This window comes from Streptomyces venezuelae (genome assembly GCF_008642275.1).
In the GTDB taxonomy this organism is placed as follows: Bacteria; Actinomycetota; Actinomycetes; order Streptomycetales; family Streptomycetaceae; genus Streptomyces; species Streptomyces venezuelae_E.
In genome coordinates this window covers 7,063,604-7,086,377 of record NZ_CP029189.1, presented here as the reverse complement: position 1 = coordinate 7,086,377, position 22,774 = coordinate 7,063,604, and the positions used below count along the sequence as shown (strand labels likewise).

At 71.2% G+C, this 22,774-nt stretch carries 22 protein-coding genes; 11 read left to right on the top strand and 11 right to left on the bottom strand.

From position 1 onward, the window contains the following. Positions 1 to 140: 140 nt before the first annotated feature. Positions 141 to 1,196, bottom strand: coding sequence for a magnesium and cobalt transport protein CorA (locus DEJ51_RS31440; RefSeq protein WP_150261015.1), 1,056 nt, complete (start codon positions 1,194 to 1,196; stop codon positions 141 to 143). Between the two features lie 433 nt (positions 1,197 to 1,629). Between DEJ51_RS31440 and DEJ51_RS31435 the strand changes: the two genes are divergently transcribed. Continuing rightward, positions 1,630 to 2,013, top strand: coding sequence for an SAV_915 family protein (locus DEJ51_RS31435; protein WP_150261014.1), 384 nt, complete (start codon positions 1,630 to 1,632; stop codon positions 2,011 to 2,013). 13 nt (positions 2,014 to 2,026) lie between these two features. Then, the gene (gene lysA / locus DEJ51_RS31430) at positions 2,027 to 3,361 is read left to right on the top strand and encodes a diaminopimelate decarboxylase (RefSeq protein WP_150261013.1); all 1,335 of its coding nucleotides are present in this window, start codon (positions 2,027 to 2,029) and stop codon (positions 3,359 to 3,361) included. On the opposite strand, the gene DEJ51_RS31425 is transcribed toward lysA, so the two are convergent. After that, a complete protein-coding gene (locus DEJ51_RS31425) occupies positions 3,358 to 5,307 on the bottom strand; it encodes a serine/threonine-protein kinase (protein ID WP_190620795.1) in 1,950 nt (649 codons plus the stop codon). The genes lysA and DEJ51_RS31425 overlap by 4 nt on opposite strands. A gap of 374 nt (positions 5,308 to 5,681) precedes the next feature. Here DEJ51_RS31425 and DEJ51_RS31420 point away from each other — a divergent pair, with 374 nt between their 5' ends. Continuing rightward, entirely contained in the window at positions 5,682 to 6,440 is a 759-nt protein-coding gene (locus DEJ51_RS31420) for a DUF4118 domain-containing protein (RefSeq protein ID WP_150261011.1), read from the top strand. 178 nt (positions 6,441 to 6,618) lie between these two features. Here the strand turns inward: DEJ51_RS31420 and DEJ51_RS31415 are convergent, their stop codons facing one another. Both DEJ51_RS31415 and DEJ51_RS31410 read right to left on the bottom strand, forming a co-directional pair. Next, positions 6,619 to 7,797, bottom strand: coding sequence for a serine hydrolase domain-containing protein (locus DEJ51_RS31415; protein WP_150261010.1), 1,179 nt, complete (start codon positions 7,795 to 7,797; stop codon positions 6,619 to 6,621). A 53-nt stretch (positions 7,798 to 7,850) separates the two neighbouring features. Further along, positions 7,851 to 8,873, bottom strand: coding sequence for a hypothetical protein (locus DEJ51_RS31410; RefSeq protein WP_150261009.1), 1,023 nt, complete (start codon positions 8,871 to 8,873; stop codon positions 7,851 to 7,853). Positions 8,874 to 9,148: 275 nt separating this feature from the next. Here DEJ51_RS31410 and DEJ51_RS31405 point away from each other — a divergent pair, with 275 nt between their 5' ends. The 3 genes from DEJ51_RS31405 (at position 9,149) to DEJ51_RS31395 (ending at position 11,457) form a co-directional block, all read left to right on the top strand. Further along, the gene (locus tag DEJ51_RS31405; RefSeq protein WP_150261008.1) at positions 9,149 to 9,895 is read left to right on the top strand and encodes a GbsR/MarR family transcriptional regulator; all 747 of its coding nucleotides are present in this window, start codon (positions 9,149 to 9,151) and stop codon (positions 9,893 to 9,895) included. A gap of 214 nt (positions 9,896 to 10,109) precedes the next feature. Then, positions 10,110 to 10,946 carry a hypothetical protein gene (locus tag DEJ51_RS31400; protein WP_150261007.1) on the top strand — a complete coding sequence of 279 codons (837 nt, stop codon included), beginning with the start codon at positions 10,110 to 10,112 and terminating at the stop codon, positions 10,944 to 10,946. Between the two features lie 145 nt (positions 10,947 to 11,091). Next, positions 11,092 to 11,457 carry a PRC-barrel domain containing protein gene (locus DEJ51_RS31395; RefSeq protein ID WP_150261006.1) on the top strand — a complete coding sequence of 122 codons (366 nt, stop codon included), beginning with the start codon at positions 11,092 to 11,094 and terminating at the stop codon, positions 11,455 to 11,457. 95 nt (positions 11,458 to 11,552) lie between these two features. Here the strand turns inward: DEJ51_RS31395 and DEJ51_RS31390 are convergent, their stop codons facing one another. Continuing rightward, positions 11,553 to 11,747: a hypothetical protein gene (locus tag DEJ51_RS31390; protein ID WP_150261005.1), complete on the bottom strand. Its 195-nt coding sequence runs from the start codon at positions 11,745 to 11,747 to the stop codon at positions 11,553 to 11,555. Between the two features lie 309 nt (positions 11,748 to 12,056). Between DEJ51_RS31390 and DEJ51_RS31385 the strand changes: the two genes are divergently transcribed. Then, complete coding sequence (locus DEJ51_RS31385; RefSeq protein ID WP_150261004.1) at positions 12,057 to 12,425, top strand: PRC-barrel domain-containing protein; 369 nt, start codon at positions 12,057 to 12,059, stop codon at positions 12,423 to 12,425. Between the two features lie 142 nt (positions 12,426 to 12,567). Here the strand turns inward: DEJ51_RS31385 and DEJ51_RS31380 are convergent, their stop codons facing one another. After that, on the bottom strand, positions 12,568 to 12,978 hold the full coding sequence (locus DEJ51_RS31380) for a hypothetical protein (protein ID WP_150261003.1): 411 nt from the start codon (positions 12,976 to 12,978) through the stop codon (positions 12,568 to 12,570). A gap of 81 nt (positions 12,979 to 13,059) precedes the next feature. Next, positions 13,060 to 14,112 carry a YihY/virulence factor BrkB family protein gene (locus tag DEJ51_RS31375; protein WP_150261002.1) on the bottom strand — a complete coding sequence of 351 codons (1,053 nt, stop codon included), beginning with the start codon at positions 14,110 to 14,112 and terminating at the stop codon, positions 13,060 to 13,062. A 530-nt stretch (positions 14,113 to 14,642) separates the two neighbouring features. On the opposite strand from DEJ51_RS31375, the gene DEJ51_RS31370 reads away from it, so the two are divergent. From DEJ51_RS31370 to DEJ51_RS31355, 3 genes are all read left to right on the top strand, one after another. Next, complete coding sequence (locus DEJ51_RS31370) at positions 14,643 to 14,921, top strand: GlsB/YeaQ/YmgE family stress response membrane protein (RefSeq protein ID WP_150261001.1); 279 nt, start codon at positions 14,643 to 14,645, stop codon at positions 14,919 to 14,921. Positions 14,922 to 15,702: 781 nt separating this feature from the next. Continuing rightward, positions 15,703 to 16,458: a hypothetical protein gene (locus tag DEJ51_RS31360; protein WP_150261000.1), complete on the top strand. Its 756-nt coding sequence runs from the start codon at positions 15,703 to 15,705 to the stop codon at positions 16,456 to 16,458. Between the two features lie 297 nt (positions 16,459 to 16,755). After that, a complete protein-coding gene (locus DEJ51_RS31355) occupies positions 16,756 to 17,025 on the top strand; it encodes a protealysin inhibitor emfourin (RefSeq protein WP_150260999.1) in 270 nt (89 codons plus the stop codon). A gap of 95 nt (positions 17,026 to 17,120) precedes the next feature. Here the strand turns inward: DEJ51_RS31355 and DEJ51_RS31350 are convergent, their stop codons facing one another. The 3 genes from DEJ51_RS31350 to DEJ51_RS31340 form a co-directional block, all read right to left on the bottom strand. Beyond that, positions 17,121 to 17,684, bottom strand: a complete 564-nt coding sequence (locus DEJ51_RS31350; RefSeq protein ID WP_150260998.1) for a dihydrofolate reductase family protein — start codon at positions 17,682 to 17,684, stop codon at positions 17,121 to 17,123. Between the two features lie 160 nt (positions 17,685 to 17,844). Next, positions 17,845 to 18,492 (bottom strand): hypothetical protein, encoded by a 648-nt coding sequence (locus DEJ51_RS31345; protein ID WP_150260997.1) that lies wholly within the window; start codon positions 18,490 to 18,492, stop codon positions 17,845 to 17,847. 130 nt (positions 18,493 to 18,622) lie between these two features. Continuing rightward, positions 18,623 to 19,102 carry an MSMEG_6728 family protein gene (locus tag DEJ51_RS31340; protein WP_150260996.1) on the bottom strand — a complete coding sequence of 160 codons (480 nt, stop codon included), beginning with the start codon at positions 19,100 to 19,102 and terminating at the stop codon, positions 18,623 to 18,625. A gap of 226 nt (positions 19,103 to 19,328) precedes the next feature. On the opposite strand from DEJ51_RS31340, the gene DEJ51_RS31335 reads away from it, so the two are divergent. Further along, positions 19,329 to 21,662 carry a M9 family metallopeptidase gene (locus DEJ51_RS31335; protein WP_150260995.1) on the top strand — a complete coding sequence of 778 codons (2,334 nt, stop codon included), beginning with the start codon at positions 19,329 to 19,331 and terminating at the stop codon, positions 21,660 to 21,662. 174 nt (positions 21,663 to 21,836) lie between these two features. Here the strand turns inward: DEJ51_RS31335 and DEJ51_RS31330 are convergent, their stop codons facing one another. Beyond that, positions 21,837 to 22,736 carry an MBL fold metallo-hydrolase gene (locus DEJ51_RS31330; protein ID WP_190621027.1) on the bottom strand — a complete coding sequence of 300 codons (900 nt, stop codon included), beginning with the start codon at positions 22,734 to 22,736 and terminating at the stop codon, positions 21,837 to 21,839. Positions 22,737 to 22,774 lie beyond the last annotated feature (38 nt).

Sequence of the window (22,774 nt, the reverse complement as noted above, 5' to 3'; positions counted from 1 at the left end):
CGGCAGGGCTGCAGGTCATGACGGGATGTGGACGATAGTGCCGTCGGCCCCGGGACGGCGCCGGTTAAGCAACTTCGGCTAAAGGACGGCACGGAAGGCCCAGCTCGGAGCGCGTTCCTGTATGGAACGGGGCTCCGTCCTCACTTCGCGGACGCCGCCGGGGCGTGCCGGGCGGCGCGGCTCGCCCCGGGCGCCGGCGGTGTCGGACGGCTGCGGCGCCGGTGCAGCCAGACGTACAGCATCAGGCACGGCAGGAGCAGCCCGAGGACGGTGAGGGTGAGGAACGCCGTGAAGCCGCTGATGTGGGCGATCAGCCAGGGGAAGTTCTGTCCGAAGAAGCCGACCACGAAGGACAGCGGGAGGAACACGCTCGCGAGGATCGTGAGCCGTTCCATGGTGGCGCTCTGCCGGAGGTTGATCTTGTTCTGCTCCACGGAGATCACGGCGATGTTGGCTTCCAGGACCGTGGCCAGGAGGTCGCGTTGGGCGGCGACCTCCTCGTTGACCAGGAGCAGGTGGTCGTGCACGTCACGCATGTACGGCCGGAGCGCGGGCGGGGTCCTGCCTGGCTGCAGCCGCCTGGTGAGCACGGCGAGCAGCGGGTGGACGGCCCGGTAGAAGTCGGTGGCCTCGCGGCGCAGGGAGTAGATCCGTTCGGTCGGGGCGACCTCCCCGGAGAACACCGTGGCCTCGATCTGCTCGATGTCGCGCTCCAGTTCGCCGACGACCGGAGCGTAGCTGTCGACGACCTGGTCGAGGATCGCCCACAGCGTGGCGGCGCTGCCGGCCTTGAGCAGCTCGGGGCGGCTTTCGAGCCGGCTCCGGGCCTCGTGCAGCTCGCTCGCGATGCCCTGGCGGACGGTGATCACGAAGTGGTCGGCGAGGAAGACGCTGATCTCGCCGGTGTCGATCTCCTCGCGCTCGTCGTCGTAGCGTGCCGTGCGCAGGATGATCAGTTCGGTGCCGTCCTCGTACTGCTCGGCCTTCGGTCGCAGGTGGAAGGCCGAGGCGTCCTCGACGGCGAGCTCGTGGAGCCCGAAGATCCCGCGGACCCGGTCCAGTTCCTCGGGACCTGGTTCGAAGACGCCCAGCCAGACGAACCCGCCCTGCCGGCAGCGTGCGGCCGCCTGCTCCAGTGGCATCGCGCCCTCGTGCTGTCGACGCCCGTCCCGGTAGTGTGCGCAGTCGACGATCATGGCCTTCCTCCTCAGGGCCGGCCGATGTGCGCCGCCTCGTACCCGCCGGGGCACGGCGCGCCGTACCAGCCTCACAGCACTAGATGCTCCTCCGACTCGGCGGAGATGTCCTCGCAGCCGTTTCCGGGTGCTGCCTTCCGGGTGGACCGCGCTGGTCACGCGGGCGTACGTGGGCCCGCCCGGCCGGGGTGCCGCCTCTGCGGCCGGGGCGGGGCCTCTGCGGCCGGGGCCGGGCCTCTGCGGCCGGGGCCGGGCCTCTCCGGCCGGGGCGGGGCCGTCAGCGTTCCGTATGGGCTCGGTCCGCGGCCGTCAAGGACCCGTCATGGGGCGGCCACAGGTGCGTACCGGCGGGGATAGCGTCCTTGTCGCGCCCCGGACGCCTCCCCGTGTCCGGGGCCCCACCCGTCACTCGTGGTTCCTCTGGGAGGGCCTCATGTGTTTGTTCCAGTACGACGACGACCCGGAGCCCGAGGAACGCGTCCCGGCCGGGCCCCTGTACGTACGGGTCCTGCCGGGAAGGCCGGGGGTGGTGGTACGGCTGTTCCGCACCCCGCTGGGAGCACGCACCGCCGTGGGCTTCACCAGTGCGCAGCGGCTGGCCGCGACGCTCGGCGCCGGCCAGCAGTGGATCCGGCTCTCCGGGTCCGCGCTCCGCGCGATGGCGGAACCGGTCGGAGCGTCGCTGCTGACCGTCGACCCGACCCTCACGGCGCCCGCGGTGACCGGGACGGCTGCCGGGCCCGCTCCTGACGCGGCTGCCGGGGCGGTCACCGCTTCGGTGGCGCAGGCTCCCGAGACCACTGCCCGGACCGCCTGAAGGGAACCGCACCATGGCCATCGCCTCGCTTTCCGAGATTCCGGCCGGAGCCGGTGAACTGTCCGTGTGGCCCGCCTCCACCACCCGGCTTCCGCACGGTGACATGGCCGTCGGCGGGGTGTCGCTGGCGGAGATCGCCGACCGGTTCGACACCCCGGCCTACGTTCTGGACGAGGGTGAGGTCCGCGAGCGGTGCCGTACCTACCGGGCGGCCCTCCCCGAGGCCGACGTCCTCTACGCCGCCAAGGCCTTCCTCTGCCGCGCGATGGTGCGCTGGGTGGAGGAGGAGGGACTGGGCCTGGACGTCTGCTCCGCCGGGGAGCTGGAACTCGCCGTCACCGCCGGGTTCCCGCCGGAGCGGATCGTGCTGCACGGCAACGCGAAGGCGCCCCGGGACATCGGGGCGGCGCTGCGGCTCGGGGTCGGCCGTATCGTCGTCGACGGACCGTCCGAGATCGCCCGGATCGCGGCCGCCGTCGGACCGCAGGGGCGCCAGAGGGTGATGGTGCGGGTGGTGCCGGGCGTCTCGGCCGGGGGCCACGAGAAGATCCGCACCGGTACCGAGGGCCAGAAGTTCGGCCTCTCCCCCGCCGACGGATCGGCGCAGGACGCCGTCGCCCGGATCCTCGGCCAGCCCCGGCTCGAACTGACCGGCCTGCACTGTCACATCGGCTCCCAGATCACCGAGGTGGAGCCCTACCTCGTCGCCCTGCGCACCATGGTCGGGCTGATGGCCCTCGTCCGTGACGCACACGGCGTCGTCCTGCCCGAACTGGACATGGGCGGCGGCCACGGCATCGCCTACCGGCCGGGCGAGTCCGCCCTCGACCTCACGGCCCTGGCCCGCGGCCTGCGTACCGAACTCGGCGAAAGCTGCGCCGCCGCGGGCCTGCCCGTGCCCCGGCTCGTCATCGAACCCGGGCGTGCCGTCGCCGGTCCCGCGGGGGTCGCCCTGTACCGCGTGCTCGCCGTCAAGCGCACCGGCCGGAAGGTGTTCGTCGCCGTGGACGGCGGGATGAGCGACAATCCGCGGCCCGTCCTGTACGGGGTGCGCTACGCGCCCCGGCTGGTCGGCCGGCACTCCGCTGCCGCGGCCCGCACGGCCACGGTCGTCGGCCGGCACTGCGAGGCCGGGGACGTTCTCGCGGCCGATGTGGAGCTGCCGGGGGACGTCCACCCCGGTGACCTGCTCGCCGTACCGGTGGCGGGCGCGTACCAGCTGTCCATGGCCTCCGGTTACAACATGGTCGGGCGTCCTCCGGTGATAGCCGTCCACGAGGGCACCTCACGGCTGCTGGTCCGCCGCGAGACGCTGGAGGACCTCCGCAGCCGGGACGTCGCCGGTTAGCCCGTCCCGTGCGGATCCTGCCGGGCCCGCCGGACCGGTATCGGCAGCCGGGCGAGCGTCTGTCCGTCGCCGGACGGGGGACGCGCGACGATGCTCAGCTCGGCCGCGACCGCGACCGCCCGGTCCTGACGCCGGCCGGGTGGCAGCTCCAGCAGGAGGTGGTATTCGCGGGACTCGCCGTCCGGAACCTCGATGGGGTACTCACCGGTGCCGGGGCCGACCTGGTACCCGTGGCCGGTGAGGTCGTCCACGGACGGGGTGAGCTGCTTGACGCACCGCAGCCGCCCGCCTCCGGGCAGCGCGACCCGCAGGGCGAGGTCACGGGCGAAGGCCTGGCGGGTCCGGGCAACGAGCGAGGCCAGTTCCCCTGTCAGGTGCGACGTGTGCCGTGAGGGATGCGCGACGATGTCCAGAGTGCCGGACAGTGCCGTCGTGACGGCTCTGACCGCGGCGACCTCCCAGTCGGTTCCGATGCCGCGGGCGTGGCAGGAGAAGCGGCCCGCGCACGAGGCGAGCACGGCCGGCAGCTCCTCGGGGCTCTCGGCCGTGGTGGTCAGGTCGACGAGGAGGACCGCGGTGCGCACGGCGTCGCCGTGCGCGGCCAGCAGCCGGTCGGCGAGCCGCAGCCAGCTGCCGAGGGCGACCGCCCCGATCGGCTCCAGCCGGGCCAGCGCGGCGCGCGCCTCGGCCTTGGTCTGCGCGTTCGCCCGGACCAGGCGCATGGTGTCGGGGTAGAGCATCCGGGCATGTGCCGCGCCCGTGACGACGGCGAAGGAGGCGCCCTCGTCCAGGCCGTCGACGGCAGCCCCGACCGCGGCCCGGACGGCGTCGAAGTCCGCTGCGGGAAGCCCGTCGGAGAGCCCGAGCAGGAAGACCAGGGCCCGGGGCGCCGCCGTCACCGCGTCGTGGGGAGCCGCTCCCGCGGCTGTCACCGTCACGATCGCGTTGACCTCGGTCGCCGCCGGGTGAGGACGCTCGTCGTGGTGCGCCTCCAGGGTGAAACCGGAGGCGGGCGCAGCCGGTGCGGGGCGGCCGGCGTACGCGTACCGGGGATCCGGTCGGGGGGCGTGCGGGACGGTGGCGCCCGGTCGGGGCGCGGAGAGCGGTGCGCGGGTGCGCCGGGATGCCAGGTCCCTGAGCCGGTCGGCCACGGCCCCGGCATGGGCCGGGCGGTCACGGGGGTCCTTCGCGAGCAGTTCCGAGACGATCCGGTCGATCCCGGCGGGCACGCCGGGCCGCAGCGAGGCCGGGCACGGGGGCGGGGTGTGGAGGTGATCCAGCATCACGACCCGGAAATCGCCGTGCGTGGTGAACGGCGGCCGCCCGGTGAGCAGGGCGAACAGAACACAGCCCAGGGCGTAGAGGTCGGCCCGGCCGTCGACCCGCCGGCCCTGGCACTGTTCGGGTGCCATGTAGTCGGGCGTCCCCAGCAGGGTGCCCTCACGGGTCAGACCGGAGTCCGCATGGACGAACCGGGCGATGCCGAAGTCGCACACCTTCACCCGGCCTCCGGCGACCAGCATGAGGTTGGCGGGCTTGATGTCCCGGTGCACGATGTCCGCCCCGTGCGCGTACGAGAGCGCGTCGGCGACCTGCGCGGTCAGGTCCACCGCCCGGTGCACGGGGAGCCCGGAGGTCCGTCCCCGCAGTACCGCGCCCAGGTTCGCCCCGTCGAGCAGCTCCATCACGAGGTGGAGCCGCCCGTCCTGCGCGCCGCTGTCGAAGACCTGGGTGATACCCGGGTGCTGGAGCCGCGCCGTGACCCGGGCCTCGCGGTGGAACCGCTCGGCGACCCGGCCGTCGGCGAGATCCTGGGCGAGGAACTTGATCGCCACCTTGCGATCGAGCCGGGAGTCGTGGGCCCGCCACACCTCGCCCATCCCGCCGCGTCCGAGCAGCGCCTCCAGCCGGTACCGGCCGCCGATGTGCATTCCCGCGACGTTCACAGGCCCCCGCAATCCCGCCCGGTCCCCCGGGCCCGGTACTCGCCGCCCCTTCGAGACCCGGCGCCGGATTTTACCGAGCGGCTCCCCCGGTCCGCGGCTCTTCGCGCGTTCCGCACGCGTGGTCGGGGGCATGTCAGAGGTCCGTCAGGAGGGCCGGCCACGTGTTGCGCCGCTGCCGTGGACGGGCAGGCTTGAGCTGGGGGCGGGCAGGCCCGGCCGCGGCATGAGGGAGAAGATCCCCTGACCGCGGAGAACGTGGTCGGCCGGCTCGTCGCCGCGCACTGCCGGCCCTCCCGTGGTCGCACCGACCAGGCCCGGGAGGTACTGAGCCGCGCGTATCGTCACCATCGGCCCGTCCGGACGGGAGGCCTCACATGTCCGGCTACTGGATCCGGCTCCACGACCCCCTCGCCCTCGTCGCGGCGCTCGTGGCCCCCTTCCTCGTCGCACTCGCGCTCGTGCCCTTCCGGTCGGGTCTTTCGGCGACGAACGAGGCCCTGATCATGGTCGTCGTCGTGGTCGCGGTCGCCTCCCTGGGTACGCGGGCGGCGGGCGGGCTGGCCGCCCTGTCGGCGGCGGCCTGGTTCGACTTCTTCCTGACCAGGCCCTACGAGCGGTTCAGCATCGCCGGCGGTGACGAGATCCAGACGGCGGTCCTGCTGCTCCTCGTCGGGCTGATCGTCTCCCAGCTGGCGGTCCGTACCCGCCGGCTCGAAGCGGTCGCGGTCACGGACTCGGCGCACCTGTCGAGCCTCCAGGCGACCGTCCGCCTCGCCGAGGACGGTGGCTCGCCGGAGGTGGTGGTCGAGTACGTGCGCCGGGAGCTGGTGGGCCTGCTGGGGCTGCGCGGCTGCCGCTTCGAGTACGGAACCCTGATGGGACAGCTGCCGCGGCTGGAGCACGACGGCAGCGTCTGGCTGCGCCGTGGCCGGCGGATCACCGAGTACACCGAGTGGCCGGACGGCGAGACCGAGCTGCGGGCCGTCGGCGGTGGGCACTACTACGGCCGCTTCCTCCTCGACCCGTCCCCCGGCCGGCCGCTGCCGCCCGAGGAGGCCCGTCTGGTGGCCGTCGCGCTGGCCGCTCAGGCCGGCGCCGCCCTGGACTCGGCCGACCTGCCGCACCAGGCCTGACGCCCCGCGGGCGGCGCGTGCCGTCAGAGACCCCGGTCGACGGGGGCTCCTCGCACAGGCGCCGGGCGCGCCTGCGCCGCCCCGGCCGGGGGACCACCGCCGGCGAGGTCGTCCTCGCCGGTGGCAGCGCCCGGACCGGGGCGGCGGTCGCCCGTGCGGGGGCGGCGCGGTCGGGCCGTCAGTTCCCTGCGGCCGGGCCGAATTCGGTGCCGAGCACGTCCACGAAGGGGGCCAGGCCGCACCAGTCGCCGCCCAGCTGGCTGGTGAGCAGGTGCTCGCCGTCCCGGGAGCCCATGGCGCAGGTCCACGAGCCGTACGTCGCGCCCGCGTTGCCCCAGACCGTGACGCCCGACGGCAGCGTCCAGGAGAAGACGCCCAGGCCGTACCCGGTGCCCGGGATCCACGGGACGGGGCCCGTGGTGTCGACGGTCGTGAACATCTCCCGCTGCTGTTCGGCGGGCAGCAGCCGGCCCCCGAGCAGTGCGCCGAAGAAGCGCTGCAGGTCACCCGTGGTCGAGATGATGCCGCCGGCCGCCCACGCGAAGGACTGGTTCATCTCGGTCGCGTCGTGGATCCGGGGTGGGGTCTCGGAGGCGAAAAGGGTGGAGTAGTGCCGGGGGTGCGGCCCTCGGATCGTCGGTTCCTCGCCCGGCAGGTAGGTCCCGGTCAGCGCCAGGGGGTCGACGATCCGCTGGGTGAGGGCTTCGGCGAGCGTCCCGCCCGTGACCTTCTCGACGATCAGCGCGGCCAGGAAGTAGTTGGTGTTGGAGTACAGGAAGGCCTCGCCCGGAGCGAAGGGAGCCGGGGTGGCCAGCCCGATCCCGATCAACTGTGCTGGGGTGTGGCTGTCGTAGCGGTGCTGGAACCACTCCGCGCCGATGCCCTTCTTGAAGAACTCCGCGTCGTTGCCGTAGTTGAAGATGCCGCTGGTGTGGTTGAGCAGGTGCCGGATGGTGATGGAACGGCCGTCGTATCCGTTGCCCGTCACCATCCCGGGCAGCCACCGCTCCATCGTGTCGTCGAGGCTCAGCCGGCCTTCGGCCGCCAGCTGCAGGACGAGCGTGGCGGTGAAGGCCTTCGTCGTGCTCCCGATCCGGAACCGCTCGGACGGGTGGCGCTTCTCCCCGGACGCGGTGTCGGAGACGCCGGCCGAACCGAACCAGGCGCCGTGGCGGTCACGGACCTCGACGACGATGCCGGGAGTCCCGCCCGGGGCGGCGGCACGGTCCAGGACGGTCTGCATCGCGGAGCGGTCGGGGGTGGCCGCGGCGGGCGCTGCCGGGACCGCCGGCGTTCCCCCGGTGGTCGCCCGGGTGGTCGCTTCGGTGGTCGCCTCGGTGGAGAAGTGACTGGTCATGTCGGTCTTCCTTTCGGGGTTGGGTTTCGGTTGGGCGGATCAGCGGTGTGGCGTCAGCGCGCCAGGTGCGAAGGCTCGGGACGGCCAGCCGGTGACGCCGTGACGGGCTCGGCGGGGGCTCGCCGGGCGCTGGCCCGCCGGGCGGTCACGACCACACGGGCGGTGGTCCCCACCGTGAGCAGCAGCACCGCGGCGAGAGCGAGGAGGGTCGCGGTGTCCGGATGGATCAGGGACTGTCCGCGCCACGCCTGCCAGGTCACCACCGCGACGAGGCCGGTGTAGCCGAGGGCCGCACTGCCGACGAGTCGGGCCCGTACCTTCTCGTCGCGCAGCCAGACGCGCTCGGCAGCCAGGGCGGCCAGTACCGCGGCGATCAGGAGGAGCACCTGGATGCCGTGCAGGGCGAAGAAGTGCGGCACCCGGAAGTCGCCGCCGGTCACGCTCCAGTTGGTGAGGGGCATGCCGTGGCCGTCCGGATCACCGATGCCGTGTCCCTGGTACATCTGCACGGGGTGGCCGTTGGCGTCGGTCACCGTGCGGGAGTGGATCTCGGTGACCATCCAGAACACCGGCACGACCATGCCGAAGGTGGCGAGCGCGAGACCGGAGCGGATGGCGCGGTTGAGCGCCGCTCCGCCCGTGCGCTGGATCAGGACGACGACCGCGAGGATCAGCTGGGCGACGACGATGACCATCACGCCGAAGCTGAGGAGAGGGACCAGGGCCAGGGTGACCGGGTCGCTCTGGTCCGCGTTGAAGTGGCTGAAGGTGCCGCGCGCCGCCTGGACGGTGATGGCGCCCACCTCCACGGTGGCGGCCACCGCGAAGACGGTGCCCAGCCAACGCCCCAGCCGCCTGCCCCGGGTCAGTTTGGTCAGCAGCCATGCCAGCGTGCCGGCGTAGAGGCCGAAGGCGAAGCCGAACTTGAGCGGTTTGACCCACACCGACTCGCCCAGGAGCGTCCGTCCGTCGACGGCGGTGCCGACGGCGGAGACGAGCACCAGGCCGAACATGAGGACGGCGCAGACCATCAGCGGCCGGTGCCAGGCACGCACGGGTGCGAGCAGGTACGTCATCGGGACTCCGATCAGGGCGTCGAGCGGCCCTCGTCCGGGCCCGCTCGGTTCGGATCGCTTGTTCGCGAATGACTAAAAGCTAAATTGCTTTCACTCTTTCGTCAATCACAAAATTTGCCCGATCTGCATTTTGCCTGCTCAAAGCGGGTGCGATGCTGCACAGTCTTGCAATGACACTGGGGTCGAATGCAAAAGGGGCCTTGTACGATTTGCAATGAGCTGGACGTGAAAGCAATACTGGCCACACGGACGGACCTGAGACGGAGGCAATGCCGATGCCCGGAGGCAGACTGACCCACCACGAGCGGCTGGAGATCGCCGAGGGGCTGAGGGAAGGACTCAGCTACACCGACATCGCCGGGCGCCTGGACAGGCCCGTCTCCACCGTCACCCGGGAGGTGGCCCGCAACGGTGGTCCCGCCGCCTACCGCGCCGACACCGCCCATCGCGCCACCGCGGGTCGCGCGCGCCGCCGCACGGCGCCTCCGGGCATCTCCCCGACGGTTTCCGCGGCCACGACCGCGGCCACCGGCGCGGTCCACGGACGCGACCCGGAGGCCGTCCACGAACTGGAGGAACAGTTCACGGCGATGATGGTCGGTACGGGTCTGCCCCGGATGACCGCCCGGGTACTGACGAGCCTGTACGTCACCGACGGAGGCAGCCTGACCGCCACCGAGCTCGCCCAGCGCCTCCAGGTCAGCCCCGCCTCGGTCTCCAAGGCCGTCGGCGAACTCGAACAGCAGGAACTCATCAGGCGCGAGCGCGACCCCGGTCGGCGGCGCGACCGGTACGTCATCGACGCCGACGCCTGGTTCCGCGGCTGGATGGCCAGCGCCCGCCAGAACGCCATGCTGGCCGACTTCGCCCTGCGCGGCGCCGAGGTACTCGGCTCGGCGACACCGGCCGGCACCCGGATGCAGGACATCGGCCACTTCTTCGAGCACGTCGGCCGGACCATGATCCAGGCGGCCGAGGAATGGCGCCAGGCCGATGCCGCGAGGCGCGGAACCCCCGGCTGAGGCGAAGGAGCGGCCCCCTGGACCGTCGGCCCGGGGGCCGGCCGATCCATCCGTCACGGGAGACGGGCGGCGAACCGAGGACAGCCGATGCCGCCGCGGATGCCGGGCCGGGCAGCCGTGGAACCCCGGGCGTCGTGGGCCGTGGCAACCGGATCTCGGTGCCGAAGCACCACCCGGACACCACGGTGGTTCGTCGACGCCATAGCCTCAATCCGTGACCCACAGCCACAGCCACGGCAGCCGCAGCCGGTCCGAGCAGCAGCACCCCTGCGAACTCCCGCCCTGCCGGACACTGCTGGAGCGTACGGACTGGGCCTCGCTCGCCACGGCCTGCGGCACGGGCGAGTCCCTGCCGGTCGCCCTGGCACTCCTGACCAGCCCCGATCCGCTCGTCAGGGAGTCCGCCCTACGGGATGCGCTGGAACCCGTGACCCACCAGAACAGCATCTACGAGGCCACCGTGCCCGTGGCGCTGTACGTCTCGGCGGTCCTCGGCCATCCGGACATCACCGCAGGCGACTTCGACGGCGAGCCCGGGGCGCCTGCGAACCGCCCGACCCTCGTACGGCTGCTCGACTGGCTCGGCGACACCGCCTACGACGCCGACGACGCATGCTTCGCCCTCGCGGAACACCCCTGCGGCGAGGGTTGCCGAGACGACGGCTGTCTCGACGAGGACACCGAGATGCGCGCCTTCCGCGACGCGCGCCCGGCGTTCTTCTCCGCCGTACGCCCCCTCCTCGCTCATCACGTCGCCGACGTGCGCCACGCCGCCCTCGTGGCCGCCGTCCCCCTCGTGGAGCACCCCCTCCTGACCCCTCACCAGACCGATCTGGCCGGACACGCCGGACGTCTCCTGGCCACGAGCACCGACCGGCGCCACCGGGACCGGGCTCTGGACGCGCTGAAGGCCTGGGGGCACGACACCAGCGAGCTGGAGGACGCGTCCGACATCGCGGCCCGCGAGCGCTACGCCCTGCTCAGAGCCGCACGCGCTTCCTCGGAAGGGGACTGGGCAGGCGGCGGCTACAGCGCGGACCCGCCGTTCTGACCCGGCACCGGACACCCGGTCCGGCGGCCTCGCCCACCGGGGAGTGAAGCCGCGGATCGCTGGGCAGGCGCGCCGTCGACGGAGGTTCCCGCGCGCCCGGACGACGGGCCGGAGGGGCCACGGATCCGATCGAAGGAGTTGTTCCATGGCGGAGAACATGTGGGCCTACCGCATCAGCGTCGACTACCTCGCGGCCGACCTCACCGGCTACGAGGTCGAGGCGCTCGACGGCAGCATCGGCAAGGTCGACCAGCACTCCGACGAGGTCACCGACGCCTATCTGGTCGTCGACACGGGCGGACGGATCCCCGGCGAGGAGGTCCTGCTGCCGGCCGGCCTGGTGACCCGTATCGACCATGCGGTGCAGAAGATCCACGTGGACCGTACGAAGGAACAGATCGAGGCGGCTCCGGAGTTCCGCCGGGGGGAGCCCCTCGCAGACACCGACGGTCGCGAGGCCCTGGGCACGCACTACCTCTCCGGCATGCCGTTCGGCGTTCCGCCCGCCTGACCCGGTGCCTGAACGGTGCCCGGAACGGACAGAGCCCGGCCGGGGTGACTACGGGCTCCGGCCGGGCTCTGCGTGCGGGGGTGGTGGTACTCGGGTCAGGCGGCTCCGTCGCGCAGACCGTCTTCGCGCGGGAGGTCCTCCTCGCGACGGCGCGTCTTCCCCTCGCGGTCCGGCTGACGCGTCGACCGGCCGGGCTCGGGGTGCGCCGGGTCCTGACCGGAGCCCTGCGGACGCCGCTGCTCCTCACGGCCCTTGCCCGGCTCCTGGCGCTTGTCCCGCATACCGCCCATGACGGCGACTCCTTCTGACGGCGAGGGAGGAATCCCTACGCTCACCAGATTGACACATGCGTCACATTCCGCAACTTTTCCGCTACAGAGCGTCGCGTACGGGCGAGGGTGGCGGCCGGTGCCGGGCCTCGTCGGGCCCGGCACCGGAGGAAGTACCGCCCTCCCGCTTCCGGGTGCGTGAAGCGGAGGAAGCGGGGCAGGCGAAGTCCAGGCGGAACGCCGGAACCGCCGAGCATGACATCCGGAACAAGGAGGACCGGCGGGCACGTCTTTCCCGCCGGCCGCCGTTGACCGAGGAGTTGTATTCGCGTGACTGAGAATCTGTGGAGCTACCGCTCGACCTCCGGCCATGTGGCCGGTACGGACCTGACCGGGTACAAGGTCGAGGCGACCGACGGGAGTATCGGCAAGGTCGACAAGCACTCCGACGAGGTCACCGACGCCTATCTGGTCGTCGACACCGGCGTGTGGATCTTCGGCAAGGAGGTCCTGCTGCCGGCGAGCACGGTCGTCAGGATCGACCCGGAGGAACGGAAGGTCTTCGTGGACCGGACGAAGGAACAGATCAAGAACGCCCCCGAGTTCCAGCGGGAGAAGCACCTCGGCGACGTGGGCTACCGCGAGGAGCTGGGTACGTACTACGGCGCCGGCGCCCCGTTCGGCGGCCCCTTCGCCTGATCGCGTCCCGTGCGTCGACGCCGGTCCCGGCACCCTCACCAGGGTGCCGGGACCGGCGTCGTGCGGGCCCCGGCCGGGGACACGCGTCCGGCGCGAGGACCCGGCACGGCCCGTGGACCGACCCGGGGGCGCCTTTGGCCACCTACCACCCGAACGGCAGCCCCGTGCCGTACGTGTCCTCGACGAGTCGGGGTCGCCGGTAGCGCCACCAGCGTCCGCCGCCCGGCTCCGCACGTTCGGCGCCGACCCCTTCGAGAGCGGCCGTCGCGGCGAGGTAGCGGGCGTCCAGCTCCTTCAACTCCCCGCCTCGAAGCGACCGCACGGCTTCCGTCAGCATCGGCCATGCCTCGGCCAGCCAGTCCCGGCAGCGCAGGTCGTGGTCGTACTCGAAGGCGCCCTGGGCATCGAAGCCGTCCTCGACGTCCTCGACGAACGACGCCCAGCTCTCCAGCATGGCGTTGATCGTGAAGACGCCGCCATGACGTCCGGCGAGCGCCCGCCCCGCCCCGTGGATCGACGCGTAGTCGTCCGCACCGAGATTCCGTGACTCCATGGATCCGACCATGTCAGCCGGCACCGCCGATTCTCAACACCCACCATGCAGTGCCGGGCCGGGCGGCCCGGCCGTATGCGATCACTGCTCCATGCGGCGGTGGTCCTGGTCGCTCCAGGCACGGGTCTCGCGGGGCCGGACGTACGGTTCCTCGTCCTCGGGCAGTCCCCCCGCGATCGCCCGTCGGCGGGCCGTCTCCGCATCGAACTCCAGCCCCAGGAGGATCGCGAGATTGCTGATCCACAGCCAGACCAGGAAGACGATCACGCCCGCGACCGTGCCGTACGTCTTGTTGTACGAGGCGAAGTTCGCGGCGTAGAAGGCGAATCCGGCCGAGGCGGTCATCCAGATCAGCAGAGCGAGGAAGCTGCCGGGCGTCACCCACCTGAATCCGCGGTTCCTGGCGTTCGGTGCGGCCCAGTACAGCAGCGCGATCATGATCGTGACGAGGAGCACGAGGACCGGCCACTTCGCGATCGACCACGCCGTCAGCGCGGTGTCACCCATCCCCAGGACCTCGCCCGCCTGCCGTGCCAGGCCTCCGGTGAAGACGACGATCAGCGCACCCGCGCAGGTGAGGACCATCAGCGTGACGGTCAGCGCCAGACGCAGCGGCAGCACCTTCCATACCGGACGGCCCTCCGGTATGTCGTAGACGGCGTTCGCGGAGCGGATGAAGGCCGCCACGTAGCCGGAGGCGGACCACAGCGCCGTGGCGAGGCCGACGACCGCCATCAGCGACCCGACGCCGCTGCGGCCCTGCAACTGCTCGACGGCGTCCGTGATCACGTCCCGGGCTGAGCCGGGGGCCAGCTGCCGCAGGCTGTCCGTCAGCCGCTCGGCTGTCGGCTCTCCGGCCAGGCCCAGCAGGGACACCAGGACCAGGAGGGCGGGGAAGACCGCCAGCACCCCGTAGTAGGTGAGGGCCGCGGCGCGGTCGGCCAGCTCGTCGTCGCGGAACTCCCGGGCCGTGCCGCGCAGTACCGCCTTCCAGGAACGGGCGGACAGCTCGGTGGGCCGATCCGGAGCCCGCTCCTCGACCGGCTGGCTCGGGCCCGCGACATCGTCCCGCTCGGTTCCGGCAGGCTCGTGGTCGCCGCCACGGCCTCGTCCTCGGCTCGGTATGGGTCTCATACCCGGCGGCTTTCCCGACCCGCGCCACTCATGCCCGTACGGCACACGGGAAACGAACTCCCACGTACGCCGCGCGACTCCGGAACCGCGGGTCTCGGCGTGTCGGCGGGGTGTCGAAGCGCAGCACGGACCGGTCGGCATCCAGCCGGCGGGCCGCCTCGGCTGCCGGAGCCTCTCGCCGTGGCGGACGGAGAGCACGTAGCGCGGACCGACGAGGAGCACCAACTCGCCCGTCTCCAGAGCCGCTTGCCCCTCGACGTACCAGAGGGTCTTCAGCGCGACGGCCGGACGTCGCCGAAGCGTTCCGTCTTCGCCTCGTCGTCGATGCCGCACTCGACCGTCTCCGACCGGCCCGCCCCCTCCTCGTACACCACGCGTTCCACAGGCCGCACATGCGCCGGAACCCCGGTTCCGTGCACGCCTGCGGGCAGTCCCGTCCGTTCCGTGCGGAACGGACGACGTTTGGAATCGCGAGCAGCGCGCACAAGCGACGTGACACCGACGTCACGACGCACGGCAGGAGACGCATCATGGGCATCATCGCTTGGATCCTCATCGGGCTGCTGGCCGGCCTCATCGCCAAGGCGATCATGCCGGGCAAGGACCCGGGCGGCATCATCATCACCATGCTCATCGGCATCGCGGGAGGGCTGCTCGGCGGCTGGCTCGGCAAGGTCCTCTTCGGCGTCGACTCCATCGACGGTTTCTTCGACCTGTCCACCTGGGTCGCCGCCATCGTCGGCTCCGTCATCCTGCTGGCCCTCTACCGTCTCGTCACCGGCAACCGGCGCTCCCACCGGCACGCCTGACCCCGGACGGCGGACCGCCGTACCGGATGCGAACGGCTCCCCCCTCACACCGAGGGGGGAGCCGTTCGCTTCTCTGCACTGGTCAAGGCGAGCCGGGCTGAACGGCATCGGAGGTTCCCGGCCTGCCTGCTTGATGCCGCTCCCATCCCGTTGTTGTGGGTGGGCCGTTCAGGCGGGCCAGGTGCCGAGTGCGCGGGCCAGGCGGTTGCTCTGCTCTCGGGTGATTCCCTGGGCGAGGCGGGTCGCACACCGCGGGCTCATGTATCCGTCACAGTGCAGAATTCCGAGGAAGGGCTCTTGGCCGGCTGAGAGCGGGAAGGTGGCAGGGAGCGTCCATTCGGCCGGCTCCCACCCTGGGACCGAGAGACAGTCCCGGTGCCATGGGCAGTTGCGGTCAGCCACGTCGATCAGGCGCCAGCAGAGATCGAACGTCCGGATCGACGAGCTTGAGGCTCACTCGGGCCGGCGGGTGGCAGGGATGCCGAGGGCGACGGGTGCCCGGCCTGCGGCATGGGGCATCGGATGCATGCTTCTCTGAACTACGTCGAGTACGAGCGCGTGTTCGGCCAGGTATCAGGACGGTGCCGGAGCCGGCCGTCGCGTCGACTCCCAGCACAGTCACGAAGCTCACCGATGGTCTGCGGTAGAAGATCCTAGGAAGCGCAAGAATAGTTCATCTGGCGTAAACACTGTTTGCGAAGATGACCGCTTCGGGTAGCAGAGTTCGCGATGCACAGACCCCTCGATCCTTATCTGCTTCGACCTCACCCAATGCGATGACGTGAACACTGAACTGATCGTTGCCTCCATTTCCGGATTTGCAGCCCTCGCAAGCGTCGCTTACAGCGCCCGGGTAAACAGAACAAATTCCCTCCTCAGGGACGACCTGGAGCGACAGTCGGCCGAGCGCCATCGCATTCAGGAGCGGCAGGACGTCATGGGCCGGTATCGCGACCCGCTGCTTTGGGCTGCATTTGATTTCCAGTCGCGCCTCTTCAGTATCGCCGGTCAAGCCTTCTTGAGAGTCCACTTCGTCCAACGTCATGACCAGGTCTACGCAGTCCGCAGCACCCTGCATGTGCTCGCCGAGTACCTCGGCTGGGTTGAGATTCTCAGGCGTCGCATCTATTTCCTTGATCTCGGTAACCAGGAATCCAACCGTCGAGTTGTGGAGCTGTTTGCGCGTATCGGAAACGTCCTGAATGACGACACCTATCCGGACGCTCACTTTCAGCTCTTTCGGAGTGATCAGAGGGCTATCGGGGAACTGGTCCTCGCCGACGACGAAGAAGCTGATCGCTGCATCGGATACGCGGAGTTCTGCGCCCGCCTGGAATCTGACCCGAAGTTCGCCGCTTGGTTCTCCCGCCTGTCCGACAGTGTCGTCGAGCTGGCTTCACTTCCAGGACGGCATCCACGCTTGGTGGACCTGCAAGTGGCCCTGATGGACTTGATCGACCATCTTGACCCGGAGCGAGAACGCTTCCCTCAGAAACGCCGATTCCGGTTGAATCACGTCGGACCTCCCGATGGCTGAGTTGCGCGAAATATCCGACTCTGTTCACCGAGGCAGGAGAAAGCCAACCGACAATCGCTCCAACCGAACTTCGGCATGCCGAGATTGACGGCCGTGGATTGGCGGGCTGCCTCGGTGTGGAGTTGGTCCAGCTTGCCGGCAGGGGCCGCTTTCGGACATCTCTCACCCGATGTACGCGGCGGGGCGCATGGACCGCTTTCGCGGGGCAGACGAGGGCTGACCGCAGCCACACACCGCCTCCGGGCCCTCCCCGGGCGAACGACCGACGGGCGGTGTTCTGTTCAAGGAGGTCTCACCATGCTGATCACCGTCACACGCACCGGCGGGTTCGCGGGCGGACAGCGGAGCGTTTCCCTCGAAACCGAGTGCCGGAGCGACGGGCCCGAGCTGGAACGGCTGGCCGAGCTGGCACTCAGTGGTGAGGGCCCCGTGGGGCTGGACCCCGTACCGGACGGCTTCAGCTACGTCGTCCACGTCGACAGCAAGCTGGTGAACTTACAGGATCCGTACCTCACCGACGAGCAACGGCAGCTGATCGACGCCGTTCTGGCGGCCGACACCGCCTGAGCGGCCCGCCTGCCCGCCGGCCGCCGGCCGGGCGGTGCCGTACTGGCCCTGCCGGGCCGGTACGGCACGGGCGGCCCGTCCGTCCGTCCGTCTGCTCAGCGCCTCGTCTCGTACCTGGTCAGGACCACGCCGCAGGGAAGCGTCCGCGTCTCCACCAGGTTCAGGTTCACCCAGTTGTCCAGGGCGGTGAAGAACGGCGTGCCGCCGCCCACCAGGACCGGCGCGGTGGCCAGCACGTACTCGTCGACCAGCCCGGCGCGCATGGCCGCCCCGGCGAGCGTCGCGCCGCCGATGTCCATCGGGCCGCCGTCCTCGGCCTTGAGTCGGGTGATCTCGGCGACCGCGTCGCCGGTGACCAGGCGGGTGTTCCAGTCGACCGTGCCGGTCGTCGAGGAGAACACCACCTTCGCCATGTCCCGCCAGCGGCGCGCGAACTCGATCTCCGCCGGCGTGGCACCGGGCTGCTGGTCGCCGGTCGGCCAGTAGGAGCTCATCGTCTGCCACAGCCTGCCCCCGTACAGCGACAGCTCGGTGGCCTGCAACTGGTCGGACCAGAACTGGAACAGCTCGTCGCTCGGGACGCTCCAGCCGATGTCGTCGCCGGGCGCGGTGATGTAGCCGTCCAGGGTCAGGTTCATGCCGTAGATCAGTTTCCGCATGGCGCCAGCCTTCCGTGCGTCGGTCTCGCGCGTACGGACCGGCGCGCCGCGAACAACCCGTCGATGCGCGCGGCCCAGCGCGCGTCCCCTCCTCGTGCCCGGTGGTTCGGCCATGTCGTCGGCGGCGGGCTCGCCCGGCGCCGGCGGGGACAGCAGCGCCTCAGGGGCAGGATTCCTCCGTCTTGGCGACGGTGAAGGAGACCGGCTGTCCGGACAGCGCCGTCCCGGCCTTCGGGTCCTGGGCGCAGACCTTCCAGTTCGACTCCTGCAGGACCATGCGGCCCTGCAACGCGTCCTTCACGGTGATGCTCGCGTTGGACGGCAGGGCGCCGCGGACGGCCTTCATGCCTTGGCCCACGAAGTCGGGCATCGTGTCGCCCGCGGGCTTGGGGGCGGGTGCGTCGGCCGCCGGGCAGGTTTCCTCCAGCTTGACCGCGCCGAAGTCGATCGCCGTGCCGGTGTCGATGCCCGCGCCGGCGGCGGGGGTCTGTGAGCAGACCTTCCAGTTCCGGTCGAGGGCCTGGAGCCGGTCGCGGCCGAGCGCGTCGTGCGACTTGAGGGAGTAGAACCCGGCGGCCTGCGCCTCGTCCTGGGCGCTCTGAAGCCCCTTGCCGACGAGATGGGGCAGGGTGGCGGTCTTCTTGGTCGCGGAGGAGGAGCCCGAACCGGCCGTCGCCGGGACGCTCGCGGCCGGCGTGCCGGGGGCCGTGGGCTTGCCGGTGTCGGTGGTCTGCGGGTTGCAGGCGGTGAGGCCGAGGACGGCGGTGGCAGCCGCGATGAGGGTGAGGGCGATGTGGTGGGTGCGCATCACGCCATGCTGCCGGGACGGAGGGTGGCGTGTGGCGCCTGTGACCGGTCTGTGACGCTGAGGAGCGGCCGTCCTCGGAACCCGTTGCGTCCGAGCTCCACCGCGCCGCGTTCCGGGCGGAGTCGGCACGTCACGACGCTCCGCCCGTTTCACGGTCGGACCGGGGCCATACGTACGGCAGGTCGTCCGGTACGCCCGGGAAGCGCTCCCGGTAGAAGGCCGGGTCCTTGCGCACCAGCGCGGACTGGTGGCTCCGGTGGAAGTCCGGTGCGCCGAGCCACGGAGGCAGGTCCCCGGTGGTGGCCAACCGCTCCTGCGTCCGCGGTGCGTCCCCCGGCCGCCAGGCCCCGTAGTCCTGGATCAGGGTGGCGGCGCAGGTGTCGGCACGCCCCTCGGCCGTCCACACCCCGCAGATCTCCAATCCGTAGCGGACCAGGGCCTCCTCGTACCCCGCCCACATCCGCACCGCCGGGTGCCTGCTCCATCCGTACCCGGGTACGACCAGGCCGCGCAGCACCTGCACGGCCTCGACCCGCTGTTTGCCGAGGCGGCGCGCGTCCAGTGCGGCCGCCGAGGCGTCGAAGGACGGAAACGGAAGGAACGTCTGCACTGGGTCTCCCTCAGAGACGGCGGCACTCCCCCGGGGAACCACGCCCCGGGGGCCCGTTGCGAGCCTGCCAGACGGAGCTCCGCACCGCGTGGGACGCCGGCGTGTCCGGAGGTGAATCCTGTCCAAGCACTTCCAGCGCGACGGAACATGTGAAATTTTACATGTCACATGTCAACGACCTCGTGTCCCCATCACGTGGCCACAACGGCCCCGGAGGCCCCCACAGATGCTTCCCTTCCGGATATCGAAGGCCGGTGCGCGCAGACTCCCCGCGCTCGGCGCAGCCGCCTTCCTCGTGCTCGGCCTGTTCGCACCGCAGAGTCAGGCAGCTTCCGGCGGCGCCCCAGCTGCCGCCGGCGCGAACGCACGTGGCACCGCGGCCTCGGCGCCGCGGTCGATCCCCGTCCCCAAGTCGCCCGATGCCCTGAGCAACGGCTCCCGCTTCCGGATCTCCTCCCAGGACAGCCCCGAGGAGTCCGCCTCGGCACCCGCCCCGACCCTCCCCGCCGACAAGGCCGGCAAGGCCGACAAGCGGTCGTCCGCCGCCGCCGGGGACGAGTGCGGCGACCTCTCCGGCGTGATCAACTCCGCCGGCAGCGCGCTGGTCCGGCAGCTCACGGCCCTCCCCCGGATCACCTGCACCTATCCGCTGTTCGACCTCACCGGGGAGAACGCGCGAAAGGCCTTCCGCGAGGCCCAGATGGTGACCGTCGCCGACGCGCTGCGCGACGCTTCCGCCACGTACTCGGGCAGCAACAGCGCCTCCGTCGGGCAGCTGGTGATGTTCCTGCGCGCCGGCTACTACGTGCAGGAGAACAACGCCGACGTCGTCGGCGACTACGGCACCGCGCTGGACGGCGCGGCGCGCGGCGCGCTGGACGCCTTCTTCGCCGCCCCGCGGAGCAAGGACGTCACCGACGCGAACGGCGAGATCCTCAACGAGGTCGTCACGCTGATCGACAGCGCCCACGCCGCGGGCCGGTACGCCGGCGTCGTGAAGTGGATGCTCGGCAGCTACGACGGCACGTGGCCCGCCCAGATGAACCTGGCCATGCAGCACGTCGAACGGGTCGTCGAGAACGGCTTCAAAGCCGAGGACGACGGCCGCGGCTGGCGGGCCGCCCTCAAGGCCGACCCCACCGTCCTCGACACCTGGGCCGGCTTCGTCACGCGCAACGGCGCGCAGCTGAACCGCCTGGACGTCGTCAGCAACGTCGGCCGCTACCTCGGCTACGCCCTCGACGTCCCCGAGCTCAAGGACCGGGTCCGGCCGCTGCTGAAGGACCTGATCAACCGGTACCCGAACGTCGGCCCCACCGCGCCGATCACCATGAACCTGGGCTGGTACACGCGCCAGTACGACCGGAACAACTGCGCGGCCTACGCCATCTGCGACCTGGGCGGGCGCGTGCTCCCGGCGATCCTGCCGATCCAGCACGCGTGCACCCCGGGCCTGAAGATCCGCGCCCAGGACATGTCCCCCGGCCAGCTGGGCGGCACCTGCACCAGCCTGGTCAACCAGGACGCGTACTTCCACCGGGTCATCGGCGACAGGGGCGCCATCCCCGGCGACGTGAACACCAACCTCGAGGTCGTCGTCTTCGACGACTACACCCAGTACGCGCTGTACGCCTGGGCCATCTACGACATCGACGTCGACAACGGCGGCATGTACGAGGAGGGCGATCCGGCGGCGGCCGGCAACCAGGCCCGCTTCATCGCCCACGAGGCCCACTGGCTGCGCCCTGACTTCCAGATCTGGAACCTCAACCACGAGTACACCCACTACCTCGACGGCCGGTACGACATGTACGGCGACTTCGAGGCCGGCATGACCACGCCGACCATCTGGTGGGTCGAGGGCATCGCCGAGAACATCTCGTTCGGGTACCGCGGCGAGCGCAACGCCGAGGCCATCGCCGAGGCCGGCAGGAGGACCTACAAGCTCAGCGACCTGTTCGACACCGTCTACGACCAGGACGAGAACCCCGAGGTCAACTCGAACCGGGTCTACCGCTGGGGCTTCCTCGCGGTCCGCTACATGCTCCAGAAGCACCCCGCCGACATCGGGACCGTCCTCGACAAGTACCGCGCCGGCGACTGGAACGGCGCCCGCACCTTCCTGAAGCAGACCATCGGCACCGGCTACGACGCCGACTTCGCCACCTGGCTGACGACCACCTGCGCGACCGACGACTGCGGCCCCCTGCCGGAGGCCCCGACGACACCGCTCTGCACCGCCGTTGACCCCCGTCAGTTCGACCGGAACTGCCGCCGGGACAACCTCGCGGCCACCGTCGGCAACTACAGCTACCACTTCCTGTACCTGCCGGCGGGGGTCAAGGAGCTCACCATCACCAGCAGCGGCGGCACCGGCAACGCCGACCTCTACTACGGCGGCGGCAGCTGGGCCACCACCGGCAGCCACCAGGCGAAGTCCACCGGCGCCGGCAACGGCGAGACCCTGACGATCGAGAACCCGCCGTCCGGCTGGGTCTACTTCAGCCTCGCGGCCGCGCGGGACTTCAGCGGTGTGAGCGTCTCGACGCGGACCAAGTGAGCTGACCGGCCGGTCCGGGCGTTGTCGTCGCCCCGTCCCCGACCCCCGGCCCCCGGCCCCCGGCCCCCGGCCCCCGGCCCCCGGCCCAGTTTCACGGCCCTGCGTTTCACGGCGGTCCCCGTCGTCCGGTCCCGGACGGCGCGGACCGCCGGCCGATGTGGTCTCCCGGCCGCGTCAGATGCGGCTGAAGCCCGCCCACTCCTTGATCCTGAAGTTGCTGCCGTCGCGCGCCACTTCGGCGGCGCCATGGCCGGGAAGGTGCGCCGGCAGGAGGAGGGCGTTGTGGTCGGCGGCCCACTCCAGCATGGCCCGCCGGGTGACACGGGCCTGCTTCGCGTCCTCCTCGAAGCAGCTGTTGAGCTCCGGGTGTTCGAGCTGGAGGGGCGTGTGCAGCAGATCGCCGACGAACACCGCCCGGTCGGTTCCCGACCGGAGCCGGACCACGGACGATCCGGGGGTGTGCCCGGGCGCCAGATCGAGCTGAAGGCCGGAGTCGATGGTGTGGGCGCCGTCCCACAGTTCCACCAGTCCGGCCTCGTGGACGGGCAGCACGCTGTCCTCCCAGACGTTCTGGCCGGCCGGGTTGTCGGGCCCCGAGGGGTTTCGGGGGTTCCAGTAGTCGAATTCGATTCGGGGGATGAGATAGGTGGCACGGGGGAAGGTGGGCACCCAGGCCCGTCCCTCCCGCCGGGTGTTCCAGCCGACGTGGTCGTTGTGCAGGTGGGTGTTGACCACGATGTCGACGTCCTGAGGCCTGACACCGGCCTGGGCCAGGCGGCGCAGGAAGCCCGTGTCCAGGTACTGCCAGTGCTTGGCGTAGGGGCGGAACTTGTCGTTTCCGGCTCCCGTGTCGATCAGGATCGTCCTGCCCTCGCTGCGCACGACCCAGGTCTGCAACGCCATGGAGAGCATGTCGGTACCGGGGTCCCAGAAGTCCGGGCTGAGCCAGGACCTGTTCTCCTGCCACAGCTCCTTCCCCCCTTCCGGGAGCACGTCGCGCGACGTCAGCCCCAACTCGCCGTGGAACTCGACCACACGGGTGACCGTGATCCTGCCCAGGGCGATCGTGGACACCTGCGTCCTGGACCCCGAGGCGGCGGAGGCGGTGCCCG